Annotated in this window: 14 protein-coding genes; all 14 read left to right on the top strand. The window is 44.7% G+C overall.

Annotated elements, in window-relative coordinates; genetic code table 11:
- The 14 genes from H9Q76_RS06830 to H9Q76_RS06765 all read left to right on the top strand — a co-directional run bounded on the left by H9Q76_RS06830 (nt 1) and on the right by H9Q76_RS06765 (nt 16,880).
- The gene (locus H9Q76_RS06830; protein ID WP_249321871.1) at nt 1–1,380 is read left to right on the top strand and encodes an RsmF rRNA methyltransferase first C-terminal domain-containing protein; all 1,380 of its coding nucleotides are present in this window, start codon (nt 1–3) and stop codon (nt 1,378–1,380) included.
- Nucleotides 1,377–2,132: an SDR family NAD(P)-dependent oxidoreductase gene (locus H9Q76_RS06825; protein WP_117780918.1), complete on the top strand. Its 756-nt coding sequence runs from the start codon at nt 1,377–1,379 to the stop codon at nt 2,130–2,132. The genes H9Q76_RS06830 and H9Q76_RS06825 overlap by 4 nt, the downstream gene beginning before the upstream one ends.
- A gap of 40 nt (nt 2,133–2,172) precedes the next feature.
- Complete coding sequence (locus H9Q76_RS06820) at nt 2,173–2,742, top strand: hypothetical protein (protein ID WP_117780917.1); 570 nt, start codon at nt 2,173–2,175, stop codon at nt 2,740–2,742.
- Nucleotides 2,743–2,759: 17 nt separating this feature from the next.
- Nucleotides 2,760–3,806, top strand: a complete 1,047-nt coding sequence (locus H9Q76_RS06815) for an RluA family pseudouridine synthase (protein WP_249321870.1) — start codon at nt 2,760–2,762, stop codon at nt 3,804–3,806.
- A 79-nt stretch (nt 3,807–3,885) separates the two neighbouring features.
- Nucleotides 3,886–4,422: a Holliday junction resolvase RecU gene (locus H9Q76_RS06810; protein WP_021985490.1), complete on the top strand. Its 537-nt coding sequence runs from the start codon at nt 3,886–3,888 to the stop codon at nt 4,420–4,422.
- Between the two features lie 3 nt (nt 4,423–4,425).
- Nucleotides 4,426–6,387, top strand: coding sequence for an NAD(+) synthase (locus H9Q76_RS06805; RefSeq protein ID WP_118670717.1), 1,962 nt, complete (start codon nt 4,426–4,428; stop codon nt 6,385–6,387).
- Nucleotides 6,388–6,477: 90 nt separating this feature from the next.
- The gene (locus tag H9Q76_RS06800; RefSeq protein WP_249321869.1) at nt 6,478–7,005 is read left to right on the top strand and encodes a hypothetical protein; all 528 of its coding nucleotides are present in this window, start codon (nt 6,478–6,480) and stop codon (nt 7,003–7,005) included.
- Between the two features lie 151 nt (nt 7,006–7,156).
- The gene (locus H9Q76_RS06795) at nt 7,157–7,630 is read left to right on the top strand and encodes a hypothetical protein (protein ID WP_249321868.1); all 474 of its coding nucleotides are present in this window, start codon (nt 7,157–7,159) and stop codon (nt 7,628–7,630) included.
- A gap of 189 nt (nt 7,631–7,819) precedes the next feature.
- Complete coding sequence (gene yneA, locus H9Q76_RS06790; RefSeq protein ID WP_118670720.1) at nt 7,820–8,113, top strand: cell division suppressor protein YneA; 294 nt, start codon at nt 7,820–7,822, stop codon at nt 8,111–8,113.
- 170 nt (nt 8,114–8,283) lie between these two features.
- On the top strand, nt 8,284–9,738 hold the full coding sequence (gene miaB / locus H9Q76_RS06785; RefSeq protein ID WP_249321867.1) for a tRNA (N6-isopentenyl adenosine(37)-C2)-methylthiotransferase MiaB: 1,455 nt from the start codon (nt 8,284–8,286) through the stop codon (nt 9,736–9,738).
- Between the two features lie 23 nt (nt 9,739–9,761).
- Complete coding sequence (gene mutS / locus H9Q76_RS06780) at nt 9,762–12,386, top strand: DNA mismatch repair protein MutS (protein ID WP_249321890.1); 2,625 nt, start codon at nt 9,762–9,764, stop codon at nt 12,384–12,386.
- A 42-nt stretch (nt 12,387–12,428) separates the two neighbouring features.
- Nucleotides 12,429–14,555: a DNA mismatch repair endonuclease MutL gene (gene mutL / locus H9Q76_RS06775; RefSeq protein WP_021985497.1), complete on the top strand. Its 2,127-nt coding sequence runs from the start codon at nt 12,429–12,431 to the stop codon at nt 14,553–14,555.
- Between the two features lie 45 nt (nt 14,556–14,600).
- The gene (gene miaA, locus H9Q76_RS06770; RefSeq protein WP_021985498.1) at nt 14,601–15,557 is read left to right on the top strand and encodes a tRNA (adenosine(37)-N6)-dimethylallyltransferase MiaA; all 957 of its coding nucleotides are present in this window, start codon (nt 14,601–14,603) and stop codon (nt 15,555–15,557) included.
- 30 nt (nt 15,558–15,587) lie between these two features.
- Nucleotides 15,588–16,880, top strand: coding sequence for a methionine gamma-lyase family protein (locus tag H9Q76_RS06765; protein ID WP_021985499.1), 1,293 nt, complete (start codon nt 15,588–15,590; stop codon nt 16,878–16,880).
- The last annotated feature ends 31 nt before the right edge of the window (nt 16,881–16,911 follow it).

Raw genomic sequence — 16,911 nt, 5'->3', positions numbered from 1 at the left:
ATGGAATTACCAATTACCTTTGAACAGAATATGCGAACACTTCTTCAGGACGATTACGACTCGTATGCCGCCTGCCTTGATCAGCCAATGTATCACGGCATCCGCATCAACACGATGAAGATATCTGTGGAAGAATTTCTGAAGATCAATCCATTTCATCTGCGCCCGATTCCATGGTGCGAGAATGGATTTTATTACGACGAGACACTGGATAAGCCATCCAAGCACCCATATTATTTTGCAGGGCTTTACTATATTCAGGAGCCTTCTGCCATGACACCGGCGAATGTACTGCCTGTGGAGGCAGGAGACCGGGTGCTCGATATCTGCGCTGCACCGGGCGGCAAATCAACCGAGCTTGCGGCGAAATTACACGGAACCGGCTTGCTTGTATCGAACGATATCAGTGCTTCGCGCGCGAAGGCATTGCTGAAGAACTTAGAGGTTTTCGGCGCAGAAAATGCGCTGATTATCAGCGAAGCACCTTACAAATTAGCCGAACGCTTCCACGAATATTTTGATAAGATCTTAATCGATGCGCCGTGCTCCGGAGAGGGCATGTTCCGCAAATCCGTATCGATGATCACCGCATGGGAGAATAACGGCAATCAGTTATTTGCCGATCTGCAACGAAGCATCTTAGATCAGGTTGTCACAATGCTCAAACCGGGCGGCATGCTGCTTTATTCCACCTGTACATTTGCACCCCTTGAAAATGAGCAGTCCATCGAATATCTGCTTTCATTGGATGATCGTCTGGAACTGGTGGATTTCCACCCTTACGAAGGTTTTGACCACGGGCATCCGGAATGGGGGAATACTGGAAATGAGACGCTGACACGCTGTGCCAGACTCTGGCCACATAAGATCGAGGGCGAGGGACATTTTGTATGCCTTGTCAAGAAGCAGGGCGAGCGGGATAACCGCGCCAATTATGGCGATTATCCGGTCAAGCGCGCAAAGCTGCCGGATTCCGTCACCGAATTTTTATCACATACGACGCACGAATTTCATCCGGAACGGTTTGAAATCTCAGGCGATAAACTATACTACATACCAGAAAGCTTCCCAACAGTCCGCGGACTCCGGATCTTACGGTGTGGCTTGTATGTCGGCGAGATCAAGAAGAACCGCTTCGAACCGAGCCAGTCACTGGCGATGGCTCTCACGAAGGATGAATTTGATAACTGTCTGGATCTGTCCGCTGACGATACAAAGGTCATCAAATACTTAAAAGGCGAGACGATTGATTTCGATGATACATCTGTCAAAAATGGTTATGTGTTAGTCTGCGTCGATGGATACCCTCTTGGCTTTGGCAAAGCAAGCCAAGGAGTTTTGAAGAACAAGTATTTACCTGGATGGAGGTTGATGTCATGAAGATAGCAGTAATTACAGGTGCCTCTTCCGGTTTGGGAAGAGAGTTCGCCAAACAGATCAATCAGCATTTTGTCACACTTGACGAGGTCTGGCTGATCGCACGAAGAGAAGAACGATTGAATGAATTAAAGGAATCCCTGCATGGTGTCCATGTACGGACAATTCCGATTGATCTGTGCGACCGGGATGCCGTTGGGACTTACGAGGAAATGCTGCAGAAATTCCATCCACAGATCCGCGTGCTTGTGAATGCTGCCGGATATGGAAAGATGGGCTATGTCGAGCAGATCTCCGAGGAAGATTTGGCGGGCGAGATCCGGTTGAACTGTGAATCCCTGACACGTATGACGAAGATTTCCCTTCCATACATGGCGAAGCGGTCAAATATCATTAATATCGCAAGCTCCGCTGCTTTTATGCCGCAGCCAAACTTCGCAGTCTATGCTGCAAGTAAGTCCTATGTGCTCTCATTTTCAAGAGCTCTGCATCAGGAATTGAAGAAGCATGGGATCGTTGTAACCGCTGTCTGTCCGGGGCCGGTAAACACCGAGTTTTTTGATATCGCAGAAAGCTATACGAAGACCAAAGGATATAAGGTTATCCTGCGTGCCAATGCAGGCAAAGTCGTTACACTTGCCATAAAGGATGCAATGAAAGGAAAGACCGTATCGACGTATGGGGTTGTCATGAAAGCATTCCGAGTTGTGACAAAGATTATTCCGCATGGCTTAATTGTTCCATTCATACACTAAACAGCTTGATATATCTAAAATAAAGGACAGACTTATTGCAATGAAAAAGAAAGAAAAAGGCCAGTATGGCTATATTGATTATTACAAAAAAGGAAAGCTGCTTGTGACGTTGATCCTTGCAATTATGATTGCTTCGATCATTCTTTCCATGCTGCTTGCATTTGGTGACACCGGACGTATCGGTATTGTATTTGCGATACTCCTTGTTCTGCCGTTTGCAAAGTTTCTGATTGCCTATATTATGTGTGCGAAGTTCCAGACGATGCCACAGGATGTTTATAACGTGGTACACGGGCAGACCGATGAGACGGACATGATCTACGATCTCGTAATCACGCAGACCGAGGGAATGCATTACTACGATGCGGTCTGTGTCAGAAACGGAAGTGTGTACGCGCTTGTGTTAGATAAACACTTCAAGGAAGAGAAGAAGGAATACGAGACATTCATGCAGCAGGCACTTGCAAACAGCAAGTACAAATACATTGTTCATCTGTACACGGATGTAGATACCTTTGCGAAGAAAATCCACGGCATCGGTGAGCCGAACGATAAAACGAAACTGATTGATAAATACATGCGGGAGCAGATACTGACGTTCTGTGTGTAGCAAGGAGGAACCCAGGTATGCAGGAGCTTACCATCACGGACTTGGAAGCCGGACAGCGCTTAAATAAATACATGATGAAATACCTGAATCAGGCACCTTCTTCCTTTATCTACAAGATGCTCCGCAAGAAAAACATCACCAGAAACGGCAAGAAAGCATCCGGTGATGAAATCTTAGAATGCGGTGATGTTATTAAAGTATTTCTGGCAGATGAGACGATTGAAAAATTCCGTGTTGTAAATACCGGGAATCCACACTTTGATCGTGGATCCAAACAACATAATAGCGTGAAATCCGCAGATTCGACAACATCCGATGGTTCAGCGCAGGCCTCCAGACAGAAACCGGGAATCACGCTGCAGATCCTCTATCAGGATCCGGATATCTTAGCGGTTCATAAGCCTGTCGGTGTCTTATCACAGAAAGCAAAAAAGGATGATTATTCTATCAACGAAGCAATCGTTGATTACTGCCTTTCCATGCGGATTCTAAGCGAGAAACAGCTAGAGACATTTCATCCGTCGATCAGCAACCGCTTAGACCGGAACACCTCCGGCATTATCCTTGCCGGAATCTCGTTGAAGGGCAGTCAGATGTTAGCCCGCATATTAAAGGGGCATACATGTGAAAAATATTACTACACGATCGTAGCCGGAGAGATGAAACAGCGCATCCATGAGAAAGCCTATATCGTAAAGGATACAAAGAAGAATCAGTCTAAGATACAGAAACTCGAAAGTCCCGGTGCGTCAATGATCGAGACTGCATTTACACCGCTTTGCGTAAAAAATGGCTTTACCTTGTTGCAGGTACAGCTTTTTACCGGAAAATCGCATCAGATCCGTGCGCATCTGCAATCACTCGGCTATCCGATGGCAGGCGATACGAAATACGGCAATCCGGCGGTAAACCGGAAGCTTCGCGAGCGATACCATCTGAACCATCAGTTACTCCACGCAGGCAGACTTGTATTACCGGATATCCCGGAAATCACAGATCCGTTGCCGGCAGAATTTCAGAAAGTAGCGGATGGGCTGGGGTTGAAACTGCCGGCAAATCACTAAATATCATGGATCAACGGAGATAAAGTCCATACGTATTAACATTTCATAATATAGCACAACAAATAGAAAGCACAACAACATGCCAACATGGAATTCCAGAGGATTACGCGGTTCCACCTTAGAGGAACTCGTCAATCTGACCAATGAATTATATACAGAGAAAAACTTAGCGCTCATGCAGAAGATTCCGACACCAATCACGCCTGTCAAGATTGATTCGGAAAGCGGGCAGATCAAGCTTGCTTATTTCGAGAAGGATTCCACCGTCGACTATATCGGGGTGGTACAGGGCGTTCCGGTCTGCTTCGATGCAAAGGAGTGCGCGACAGATACATTTCCACTCCGGAATATCCATGAACACCAGATTCATTTCATGCGGCAATTTGAGAAGCAGCGGGGCATAAGCTTCTTGCTTGTGATGTTTACTGCACGCAATGAATTTTACTACCTGCGGCTGTGTGAGTTAGAAACCTATCTTGCCCGGGCCGAGCAGGGACATGCAAAGAATTTTAAGTACGAGGAATTAAATCCCGCCTATTTTATAAAGTCACAATCCGGGGCACCGATTCATTATCTGAAGGGGTTGCAGCTGGATTTGCAGGAAAGAGAGGATTAAACGATGTATCAATATTACCGTATAGCGGCCGCAGTTCCGGACATGCGTGTTGCGGATACTGCTTATAATGTCGACCAGATGCTTCAAAAAGTGGAAGAAGCAAAACAAAAAGGCGTCAATCTGATTACATTCCCGGAGCTGTCTGTCACCGGATATACCTGCGGGGATTTATTCCTGCAGCAGACACTGCTTACAGAAAGCAAAAAAGAAGCTGCCCGTTTTGTACAGACGACCGCAGATTGTGATATGGTTGTTGTATTCGGTATGCCGCTTTCGATTGCAAATGCGCTCTATAATGTCGCTGTGACCGCATACCGCGGACATATCTACGGCATCACCGTCAAGACATTTCTTCCGAATTACAACGAATTCTATGAGAAACGCTGGTTTTCTTCTGCACGGGAATTATCAACAGATCATATCTATGCCTCTGAATTACTTGGCTCTGAGGAGTGTGATTATGCTATTCCGCTCGGCAATAACCTGATCTATCATCTGCCGGATGCGTTCTGCTTTGGTGCAGAAATCTGCGAGGACTTATGGGCACCAATCCCCCCATCTGCATTTATGGCAATGAGCGGGGCAGAGCTGATTTTAAACCTTTCCGCAAGCAACGATACGATTGGAAAGCGTGAATACCGCGAGAAGCTTGTAAAAGAGAAATCAACCTCTCTGATGTGCACCTATCTCTATGCGAGCGCCGGAGCAAACGAGAGTACAACCGACCTGATTTTCTCCGGTCACTGCATGATCTGCGAGGGCGGAAAGATGCTTGCCGAAAACAGCAGGATTGCGGAAAATAACTATCTGCTTGTCGCAGATATTGACATCGAACGGATTCAGGCAGACCGCCTGAAAGGAAAGACTTATCAGGACTGTGCGGGCACCTATGGCAGCGCGGTTTCGATGCGTCAGATCCTGATTCCGGTATCCGAAGCTTTTGAAAGCGACGGAAGTCTTCGCAGCGTCAACCCACACCCATTTACACCGGGCGATACAAAGAGACGTCAGAAGCGTTGTATGGATATCTTCCATATGCAGATCGGCGGACTTGCCAAGCGGCTTTCCATCTGTGGCGGAAAGATGGTGATCGGTGTGTCCGGTGGTATGGATTCCACCTTGTCACTGCTTGTGGCTGCACAGACCTTGAAGAAGATGGGGCTGCCTGCTACGAATCTGACCGGAATCACGATGCCAGCCTTCGGCACGACGAACCGCACATACCAAAATTCCCTAACCCTGATGCAGACACTCGGCATCACCGTGAAGGAAATCCCAATCAAGGATGCATGTATAACACATTATGCGGACATCGGACATGATATGGAGATCAAAGACATTACTTATGAGAATGTGCAGGCACGCGAGCGGACACAGGTGCTGATGGACTATGCGAATAAAATCGGTGCCATCGTCGTCGGAACCGGAGATCTGTCAGAGCTTGCCCTTGGCTGGTGTACCTATAACGCCGATCAGATGAGCATGTACGGCGTCAATGCCAGCATCCCGAAGACACTTGTCAAATGGATGATTGCCAGCGTGATCGAATGTAACATCTTCCCGGACAGCACGGAAGTCTTGAAGGATATCATCGATACCCCAATCAGTCCGGAGCTTCTTCCACCGGATGAACACGGCAACATCGTGCAAAAGACCGAAGATTCGGTCGGTCCTTACGTGCTGCATGATTTCTTCCTGTACTATGTCATGCGTTTTGGATACAGCCCAGAGAAGATTTTTCATCTGGCAAAACGTGCATTTGCAGGAATCTATGATGCTGCAACCATCTTAAAATGGATGAAAATGTTCTATCGCCGTTTCTTCGCCCAGCAGTTTAAGCGGAGCTGTATGCCGGATGGCGTGAAGGTCGGTAGTGTATGCTTATCCCCACGTGGCGACTGGCGTATGCCAAGCGACGCATCCGTGCAGATCTGGATGCGGCAGTTAGAGAAACTCGCAGATTAAGAATTTATTTTCGTACTACATGCAACCTTTTGCCGGGTTGTGAAGTGTTATATATAGTAAAGGTAGTAAAGGATTGGGAGAAATTGTAATATGGATTTGGAGACAATAGCGCTTATTGCCATGGGAGGATGCTTATTTCTGTGGCTTGTTGTGAATTTCATCATCACGCTTCATAATGTCCTCAAAGCAAAAGCTGCGGGGCTTACCGTACAGGTACAATGTGAAAAATGCGGAACGATATATGAAGTAACCGGAAAAGAGGCAACACGCCCGGCTATGATAAAATATAAGAAGAGCAGTCGTACCCATATATCAAACGGTGCTTTTGTAAATACGCAAAAGTACAGCCATTATGCAAAGAAATTTTATTGTCCTTGCTGTGATAAGAAGACTTACGGCAAGGTACTTGATATTCAGGAACTACAATATGAGGGACAGGATAGTACAATAAAAGAACTCGGAAAAGGCTTTTTGCGTATGGTCATTGGCTGCACGATTATCCTGATTCTTGCTCAAATCCCATTCCAGATCGGGAAGAAACAGAGGGAACGTGAAGTGCAGCAGATGAAGGAGCAGCAATATGAAGATCTTAAGAACAAAGCAGATAATCGAAATTAAAAATGTACGGCATTTAAAATTTGTACGATATATTCTGACTTTGTGTTTTCTGCTTTTTATAGTTGTGGGCATAACCGGCTGCACAAAAGAGTATACCGCGGACGATATCAAATCATATGCCAAAGAAACGTTATCCATAAGAAGAGTTACTGTGTATATAATCCCCCATGAATATAAAGATGAGGATGGATACACGGATATTTTATGGACTGTGAAAGATAAGAAAAACAACATTACATTCCATGTATTGGATAACACCTTCTATGGCGTGGAAAGCGTAGCCAATATGCTGTTGGATGATTATGACGACTGTGTATTTGCCGCGTATGCAGATAAGCTTCCAACTGATATTTTATCTTATGAAATAACAGAAAACGACCAAACGCATCTGACAAATGCCGAAATCGTTGCTGAATATACAAACGAGACAGAACTTAACGCATGCCTTTGCGCTTTGCAGGATGTATATACATTCTATGAAGAAAAAGGGTTTGATGATCTAGTTATTGGATATACATTACATTATCAACCACCAGAAAACAACATGGATGCGGAACCGGATACCGAAGGAAAAGAATACACCGGTGTTCTTTCCGATATTCCAACTTTATCTGAATTCAAATAATATAACTAATGAATACAAAAACGCGCAGTACAAACTGCGCGTTTTTTACAATAAGTCTGTTCAACTACCTTCCTAGATAAAAGTCGAACATTTATTCGAAAAAGTATTGACAAAAGAACAGATGTTCTGTATAATTCAATCATCGAACAGATGTTCATCAGATGAAACAGCAACAGGGAGGAAACAGATATGAAACATAAATTAATTTTTGGACTTAGTCTTGTACTTATCATTTGTATAATATTTGGTGTCAACAACAAAAAGCAGAACCCGGAAGCAGCAACATCCAATCAGAAATATTATGCCTGCATCACGATTGATGAAGGCGAAACACTCTGGACAATTGCAGAAGAGCATTATTCCGAAGAATATAACAGTTATCAGGAATACATCGATGAAGTCAAGTTTATTAACAACCTGACCGATGATACGATTTATCGTGGAGCCAAGCTGGTAATTCCTTACTACGCAGCCCCATTATAAATAAATTCCATACCATACCTTATTTGAAGCCGGAACGTAAAACCTTCCGGCTTTTTTCAATAAATTTCCTGCCATATCGGTTGAAAGTTAAACCGATTTCTTATATAATAATTTAATTGTGGGATTGGAATACATACACCCACAAATTATATAAGAAAGAGGAAATACAAATGAACAGCGTGTCAATTCCAACTATGGAGCCGGATAGACAATACTATTTCATGAACCAGTGCAAAACACTTGTACTTGAGAAAAAGGCAGCATTGAATCGACCACTTACCTACAACATCCAGACCTTTGGATGTCAGATGAATTCCCACGACTCAGAGAAGCTCAAAGGCATCATGGATGAGATCGGATATGAAGAAGTGGACGACGAGGCAGCTGACTTTGTAATCTTTAATACATGTACGATTCGCGAGAATGCGAATCAGAAATTATACGGACATCTCGGCCACGTCAAGACATTAAAGAACAAAAACAAAGACATGATCGTGTGTCTGTGTGGCTGCATGATGCAGGAGCCACATGTCATTGAGACATTGAAACAGAAGTATAAATTCGTAAATATTATCTTCGGCACACATAACATCTACAAATTAGCAGAGCTTATTTACAGCTATTTAGAGACAGGCAAGCAGACAATCGAAGTCTTAGATGAGACAAAACAGACCGTCGAACAGCTTCCTAGAAAGCGGAAATATACATTTAAGTCCGGCGTCAATATCATGTACGGATGCAACAATTTCTGTACGTACTGTATCGTGCCATATGTACGCGGACGTGAACAGAGCCGCAAGAAAGAAGAGATTCTGGCAGAGGTAGAAGCACTTGCCAAGCAGGGAATTTCCGAAGTTATGCTGCTTGGTCAGAATGTAAATTCCTATGGCAATATCTATGATTACAAGGACGGAAAGATTGTTGAAGTGGACGAGAAAGATCGTGTAACATTTCCACAGCTGCTTACGGAAGTGTGCAAAATTGACGGCATCAAGCGTGTACGCTTCATGACCAGTCATCCGAAAGATCTGTCAGATGAGCTGATTGAGGTAATGGCAGAAGAGCCGAAGATCTGCAAGCATCTGCATCTGCCTGTACAATCAGGTTCCACTAACATATTAACACGCATGAACCGTCGCTATACGAAGGAACAGTACCTTGCGTTAGTTGACCGGATTCGTGCCAAGATGCCGAACATCTCCCTGACAACCGATATCATCGTCGGATTTCCGGGTGAGACAGAAGAAGATTTCGAGGATACACTGGATATTATCCGTAAAGTAAAATATGATCAGGCGTTTACATTTATCTACTCCAAGCGCACCGGAACACCGGCTGCAACAATGGATAATCAGGTGCCGGAAGATGTCATCAAGGAACGTTTTAACCGTCTTCTGACATTAGTCAACGAGATTTCGAATGCACAGATCAAGCGGTTTGCTGATCAGGTAAAGCCTGTGCTTGTGGAGGAAGTAAATCATCACGATGCATCACTTGTAACCGGACGAACCGAAGAGAATGTAACGGTACATTTTCCGGGAACTGCCGATATGATCGGAACGACTGTCGATGTAAAGCTGACAGACTGTAAGGGATTTTACTTCATGGGTGAAAGGATTGGGTGATTGGCGTGGCAAAGCTATCTCCTATGATGGAGCAATATGTTGCAACTAAAGAAAAATATAAAGACTGTATTTTATTTTACCGTCTCGGTGATTTCTATGAGATGTTCTTTGATGATGCAATCTTAGCATCCAAGGAACTTGAAATTACACTAACCGGAAAAGACTGCGGTATGGAAGAGCGGGCACCGATGTGTGGGATTCCATTTCATGCAGCAGATACTTATATCAATCAGCTTGTAAAAAAAGGCTACAAGGTAGCAATCGGCGAGCAGGTCGAAGATCCCAAGCTTGCCAAAGGACTTGTAAAGCGTGAGGTCATACGGATTGTAACACCGGGTACCAATTTGTCTTCCGAAAGTCTGGAAGAGTCCAAGAACAATTACCTGATGTGTATTTCCTATGTTGGGAAAAACTATGGTATCTCCGTTACGGATCTGTCAACTGGTGTATTTAAGACCTGCCAGATACAACAGGCAGAAAAGGTCGTTGATGAGATCAATAAATTCCAGCCATCCGAGGTATTATATCAGGCTGGCGTAGAACAGGTAGAGGAGATTCACGCCGTATGTGAGCGGTTGCAGGTATCTCATACCGAAGCACCGGACTATTATTTTAACTTAGAAACAGACGAAGAAACATTAAAGCGTCAGTTTCACATCAACAGTATCGAGGGACTCGGGTTAAAGGACAGCCCGGCTTGTGTTGCTTCCTGTGGTGCATTGATGCAGTATCTGCATGAAACACAGATGAGTTCCCTGTCACATATCAACCATATCGAGACGTATTCTGTGGATTCCTTTATGATTTTGGATTCCGCAACCAGACGGAATCTGGAACTTACTGAAACCTTGCGGGATAAGCAGAAGCGTGGTTCTCTGCTTTGGGTACTCGATAAGACAAAAACTGCAATGGGTGCCAGAAAACTGCGTGAATTTGTCGAACAGCCACTCTTATATAAGGATGCGATTGAAAAACGTCTGGATGCAATCGAAGCGATCAACAAAGAGCTGATCGTTCGGGAAGAACTGCGCGAATATTTGAATACGATTTACGATCTGGAGCGTCTACTGACACGAATCGCACTGAAGACTGCCAATCCAAGGGATTTACTCGCTTTCAAGACATCCATTCAATATCTGCCGGATATTTATAATCTGCTCCGTGAGCTTCCTTGTGAACGTATCAATGAAATTTACGAGGATTACGATAGTCTGGAAGATCTGTATGATCTGCTCGAACAGGCAATCGTGGAAGAACCTCCGGTTTCTATCAAGGAAGGTGGTATCTTCAAACAGGGATACCGCGACGAGATTGACGAGCTGCGTCTGGCAAAAACCGAATGTAAGACATGGCTGGCGGATCTGGAGTCAAAAGAACGGGAAAAAACAGGAATTAAAGGTCTGAAAATCAAATATAACAAGGTCTTTGACTATTATTTTGAGGTGACAAATTCATTCAAATCCTTAGTTCCAGATTATTTCATCCGCAAACAGACGCTGGTAAACGCCGAACGTTTTACGACAGATGAATTAAATACTCTTTCTGGCAAGATTCTTGGCGCAGAGGATAAGCTATATGCGCTCGAATACGACTGCTATGTGGAATTAAGAGAAAAACTTGCCGCAGCCCTTGTCCGTGTACAAAAGATGGCTGGATACATTGCAGAATTAGACGCCCTTTGTTCTCTTGCATATGTCGCTGACAAGAACAATTATGTCCGTCCATCCTTAAATACCGATGGCGTGATTGATATCAAAGGCGGCAGACATCCGGTTGTTGAGAAAATGCTTGCAAACGACAGCTTCGTGGAAAATGATACTTACCTGAATAATGCCGAAAGCCGTATCTCGATCATTACCGGACCTAATATGGCAGGTAAATCCACCTATATGCGTCAGACTGCATTGATCACGCTGATGGCCCAGATTGGTTCCTTTGTCCCTGCAGAGTCGGCGAATATTGGACTCTGTGACCGGATATTTACCCGTGTCGGTGCATCGGACGACCTCGCAAGCGGACAATCAACATTTATGATCGAAATGAATGAAGTTGCAAATATCCTACGCAACGCAACGAAAGACAGCCTTCTTATCTTAGATGAGATCGGACGTGGTACATCCACTTTCGACGGTCTTTCGATTGCATGGGCAGTTGTTGAATACATTGCCGATCCAAACATATTAGGCGCAAAGACATTATTTGCAACGCATTATCATGAGCTGACAGAATTAGAAGGAAAGCTTTCCTCCGTCAATAATTTCTGTATTGCTGTACAGGAAGAGGGCGACGACATTGTGTTCCTCCGCAAGATTATCAAGGGTGGTGCAGACCAGAGTTATGGTATACAGGTAGCCAGACTTGCCGGTGTGCCAGAACCAGTTTTGAAACGGGCACGCGAAATCTGCAATGAGCTGATTGACTCCGATATCACAACGAAGGTAAAAGATATCGACATCAAGCCGGCACTTTCTGAGCAACCAAAGAAAAAAGAGACAAGATCTTCGGACTATGAACAGCTTTCTCTGTTTTCTTCCCCTGTGGAGATGACGATTGCCAACGAGTTAAAAACGATGGATCTGAATAATATGACACCGATCAAGGCAATGTTATACTTGCAGGAATTACAGGAACGTCTGAAACAGCAGTAACCGATGCCATTGTTTATGAACAACTATGAGGGTACATAACATATGATTAGAGTATTAGATAAAGCGACCATCGATAAAATTGCAGCCGGCGAAGTTATTGAACGTCCATCCTCTGTCGTAAAGGAGCTTTTGGAAAATGCCATTGATGCTGGCTCCACCGCAGTGACCGTTGAGATTAAGGACGGCGGAACTTCCTTTATCCGCGTGACCGATAACGGTTGCGGCATTCCAAAGGAAGAAGTGCGCATGGCATATATGCGTCATGCAACAAGTAAGATTGAACATGCGGAAGACTTAAATTCCATCCTGTCGCTTGGTTTCCGTGGTGAGGCACTTTCTACGATTGCAGCCGTCTCACAGACGGAAATGATCACAAAAACCGCGACCGACCTGACTGGAATCAAATATGTCATCCACGGTGGAAAGGAAATCGAATACAAAGATGTCGGTGTGCCAAACGGCACCACGATTGTTGTTCGGAATTTGTTTTTCAATACACCGGCACGTAAGAAGTTTTTGAAGTCTGCCATGACAGAAGGTTCCTATATTTTTGACCTTTTGACGCGAATTGCACTGTCACATCCGGAAATATCCTTTAAACTGATTGCAAACGGACAGACACGTATTGATACTTCCGGAAACGGAAAGCTGAAGGATACAATCTATCAGTTATACGGCAGAGATATCACTGCCAATCTGATTCCAATTGATTACACTGACGGTGATATTCATCTGTCTGGATTTATCGGCAAGCCTTTTATCGCAAGAGGAAACCGTGGACTTGAAAATTATTTTATCAATCACCGGTACATTAAAAGCAACGTCGTAAACCGCGCGATTGAAGAAGGTTACCGTACCTTTGTAATGCAGCACAAATTTCCATTTACCGTGCTGTATCTGGATCTGCCACAGGAAAAATGCGATGTCAATGTCCATCCGACCAAGATGGAATTCAAATATGATAACGAGAAGAAGCTGTTTGAGGTCTGTTGTACAGCCGTAAAGCTGGCTCTGACCCACAAGGAGATCATACCGAAAGAGGGAGAAAAACCAATTGCCTCCCCTGTGATTTCCCACCCGGAGCAAAAACCCGCAGAGCCTTTTGAGGTGAGACGGGCACAGTCACAGACAATTCCACAGAAAAACGTCCGTGCCGGAAGCTACAGTCCGACTTACAAGATTCTGGAATCTCTTCGGAAAGCAGAAGAGCAGGAAGCTGCCAAGAATGGGACACCGCTCCCGAACATCGCTGATATGGTTGCCGACGATGGCGTTGTATATGCACCATCTGCACAAGCACCGCAGCCGAACAAATCAACCACTTCAGCTCAGCCAATACAGCAGCAGGGCGGTTCAACAACTGCTCAGGCAGTACGGCAGGGCAATTACGCAGCAACCGCGTCTCAGACTGTGCAACAGAATAGTACAACGTCTCAGCCAGACAATTCTGAGCCAACACAGGTCCAGCCAGCGGAACCATCCAACAAGCCGGATCTGTCTAAAATGGACAAAAATTCAGCAGCCTACAAATACACGGTTGGCAAGCAGGAAACGCTCTTTGACGATGATTTTCTGACGGAAAAAGCGCGGCTTTCGCACCGTGTGATCGGTCAGGTATTTGAGACATACTGGCTGATTGAATACAATGACAATCTTTATATCATGGATCAGCATGCCGCACATGAGAAGGTAAAATACGAAGAACTGATGGAAAACCTCAAGAATAAACAGGTGTTTTCCCAGCAGCTCTTACCGCCTATGGTAATTACCGTTACCTATGCAGAGCGGCAGGCAATCTTAGATAACTTTGATTTGTTTATGAAAATTGGCTATGATATCGAGGAATTTGGCGGCAATGAATTCAAGATCAACGCAATTCCATCCAACCTTTTTGGTCTGCATGGACGGGATATGTTCTTAGAGTTTGTCGGCTCCCTGATTCAGAATTCCGGTTACATGTCGAATGATATTTTTGTCAAGAAATTATCTACTATGGCATGTAAAGCGGCAGTAAAGGGAAATATGAAGTTATCCTTTCAGGAAATTGATGCCTTGGTTGACAAGCTGCTCAGTCTGGAAAACCCATATACGTGTCCACACGGCAGACCAACCATCATCTCTATGAGTAAGACCGAACTGGAAAAGAAATTCCACCGTATCGTTTCATAATCCTTGCGGACGAACACACAAAATGAAACAATACCTACATCAATTATGACAAATACAGAAAAAAAGAACAATTTAATCATACTGACCGGCCCAACCGCAGTCGGAAAGACAGCGCTTTCCTTAAAGCTTGCAAACAATGTAGGCGGAGAGATCGTATCCGCCGATTCCATTCAGGTGTACAAACATTTTGATATCGGTTCAGCGAAGATTCCACCAGAAGAAATGCAGGGCATCCCGCATCATCTGATTGATATCTTAGAACCAAAGGACAGTTTTAATGTTATGGAATTCAAGAAATATGCAGAAGAAGCGATGGCTGGTATCTATGAGCGCGGACATATCCCGATCATCACTGGAGGAACGGGATTTTATATTCAAGCTCTTTTATATGATATTTCCTTTGATGAAGAAACCGAGGATGGCTACCGAAAAGAATTAGAAACCCTTGGAGACGAAAAGGGAAACGATTGTCTGCACACGATGCTTGCAGAATGTGATCCGGAATCCGCCGCAGCAATCCATGCCAATAACCGGCAACGTGTGATCCGGGCATTGGAATATTTCCATCAGACTGGAAAGAAATTTTCGACACACAATGAGATCGAGCGTGAGAAGACGTCTCCATATAACTTTGCATATTTTGTGCTGACAAGAAACCGTGCAGCCTTGTATGAGACAATCGAGCAGCGCATTGACGAAATGCTTGCCTCCGGGCTTGTGGAAGAAGTTCGTTCTTTAGTCGACACCTACCATTTAACCACAGAGGATACAAGCATGCAGGGGATTGGATATAAAGAAATCCTTGGATATCTGAACGGCGAATACGATCTTCCAGAAGCCATCCGGATATTAAAACGCGACACCAGACACTTTGCAAAGCGTCAGCTTACCTGGTTTCGGCGGGAACGGGACGTAATCTGGCTCGACAAGGATATCTTAAACGCAGACCAGAAGCTGGAAGATGCAATCATGACGCATCTTGCAGAGAAAAATATACGATAATTTTGCAATGATCAATTACAGGAGAATATTATGAGTGCAACCGATGAAATTAAAAACTATTATTTAAGTCTTGGCATCAAGGAATCGGTCTACGATTTCTGCGAAGCAACCGAACAGGCATTGCTTCCAAGATTTCAGGAGATCGACCGCATTGCAGAACAAAACCAGATTAAGGTAATCTCTGCTATGCAGAAAGCTGGATTTTCAGAGTCCCATTTGAATGGTACGACCGGATACGGCTACAACGACCGCGGAAGAGAAGCAGTCGAAGAGATTTACGCCCATGTATTTCACACCGAGGACGCATTGGTACGTCAGCAGATTACCTGTGGTACCCATGCACTATCCATTGCCCTGTCCGCAAATTTGCGTCCGGGCGATGAAATCTTGTCCCCGGTTGGAAAAGTGTATGATACTTTAGAGGGAGTTATTGGTATCCGGGAATCCAAGGGATCTCTTGCCGAATTCGGCATTACATTCCGCAAAGTTGATTTATTGCCAGATGGCAGTTTTGACTATGATAACATTAAGAAAAACATCAACGAGAAGACAAAGCTGATCGAGATCCAGCGTTCCAAGGGATACGATGTACGTCCAACCCTTTCAGTCGAACAGATTGGTGAACTGATTGCATTTGTGAAATCCATCAAGCCAGACGTGATCTGTATGGTTGATAACTGCTACGGCGAATTCGTTGAGACAATTGAGCCATCCGATGTCGGTGCAGATATGGTTGTCGGTTCCCTGATTAAGAATCCGGGTGGCGGACTTGCTCCAATCGGCGGATATATCTGCGGTAAGAAAGAATATATTGAAAACTGCGCGTACCGTCTTACAACACCAGGACTTGGAAAGGAAGTCGGTGCATCTTTGAACGCAACCCGTCCAATCGCACAGGGACTGTTTTTAGCACCAACTGTAACTGCAGCTGCATTAAAAGGCGCCATCTTTGCCGCTAATGTCTATGAACGCCTGCATTTTAAATCTGTTCCGAATGCCACAGAACCTCGTTATGATATCATTCAGGCAGTAGAATTTGGAAAACCGGAATATATCCAGGCATTCTGTGAAGGAATTCAGGCGGCTGCACCGGTTGACAGCTTTGTAACTCCAATCCCATGGGATATGCCAGGTTACGACAGTCAGGTCATTATGGCTGCCGGTGCATTTGTATCCGGTGCATCCATTGAACTTTCTGCCGATGCTCCAATGAAAGAGCCATATGCCGTATATTTTCAGGGTGGACTGACCTATCCCCATGCAAAGTTTGGTATCATGATGTCCCTTGAAAAAATGGTAGAAAAAGGACTTGTAGTATGTTAGACTAGGCGATGATAAGCCTCGCACCCGGAGA

The organism is Wujia chipingensis (assembly GCF_014337155.1).
Taxonomy (GTDB): Bacteria; Bacillota; Clostridia; order Lachnospirales; family Lachnospiraceae; genus Coprococcus_C; species Coprococcus_C hominis.
This window is presented reverse-complemented; position numbering and strand designations above follow the sequence as displayed.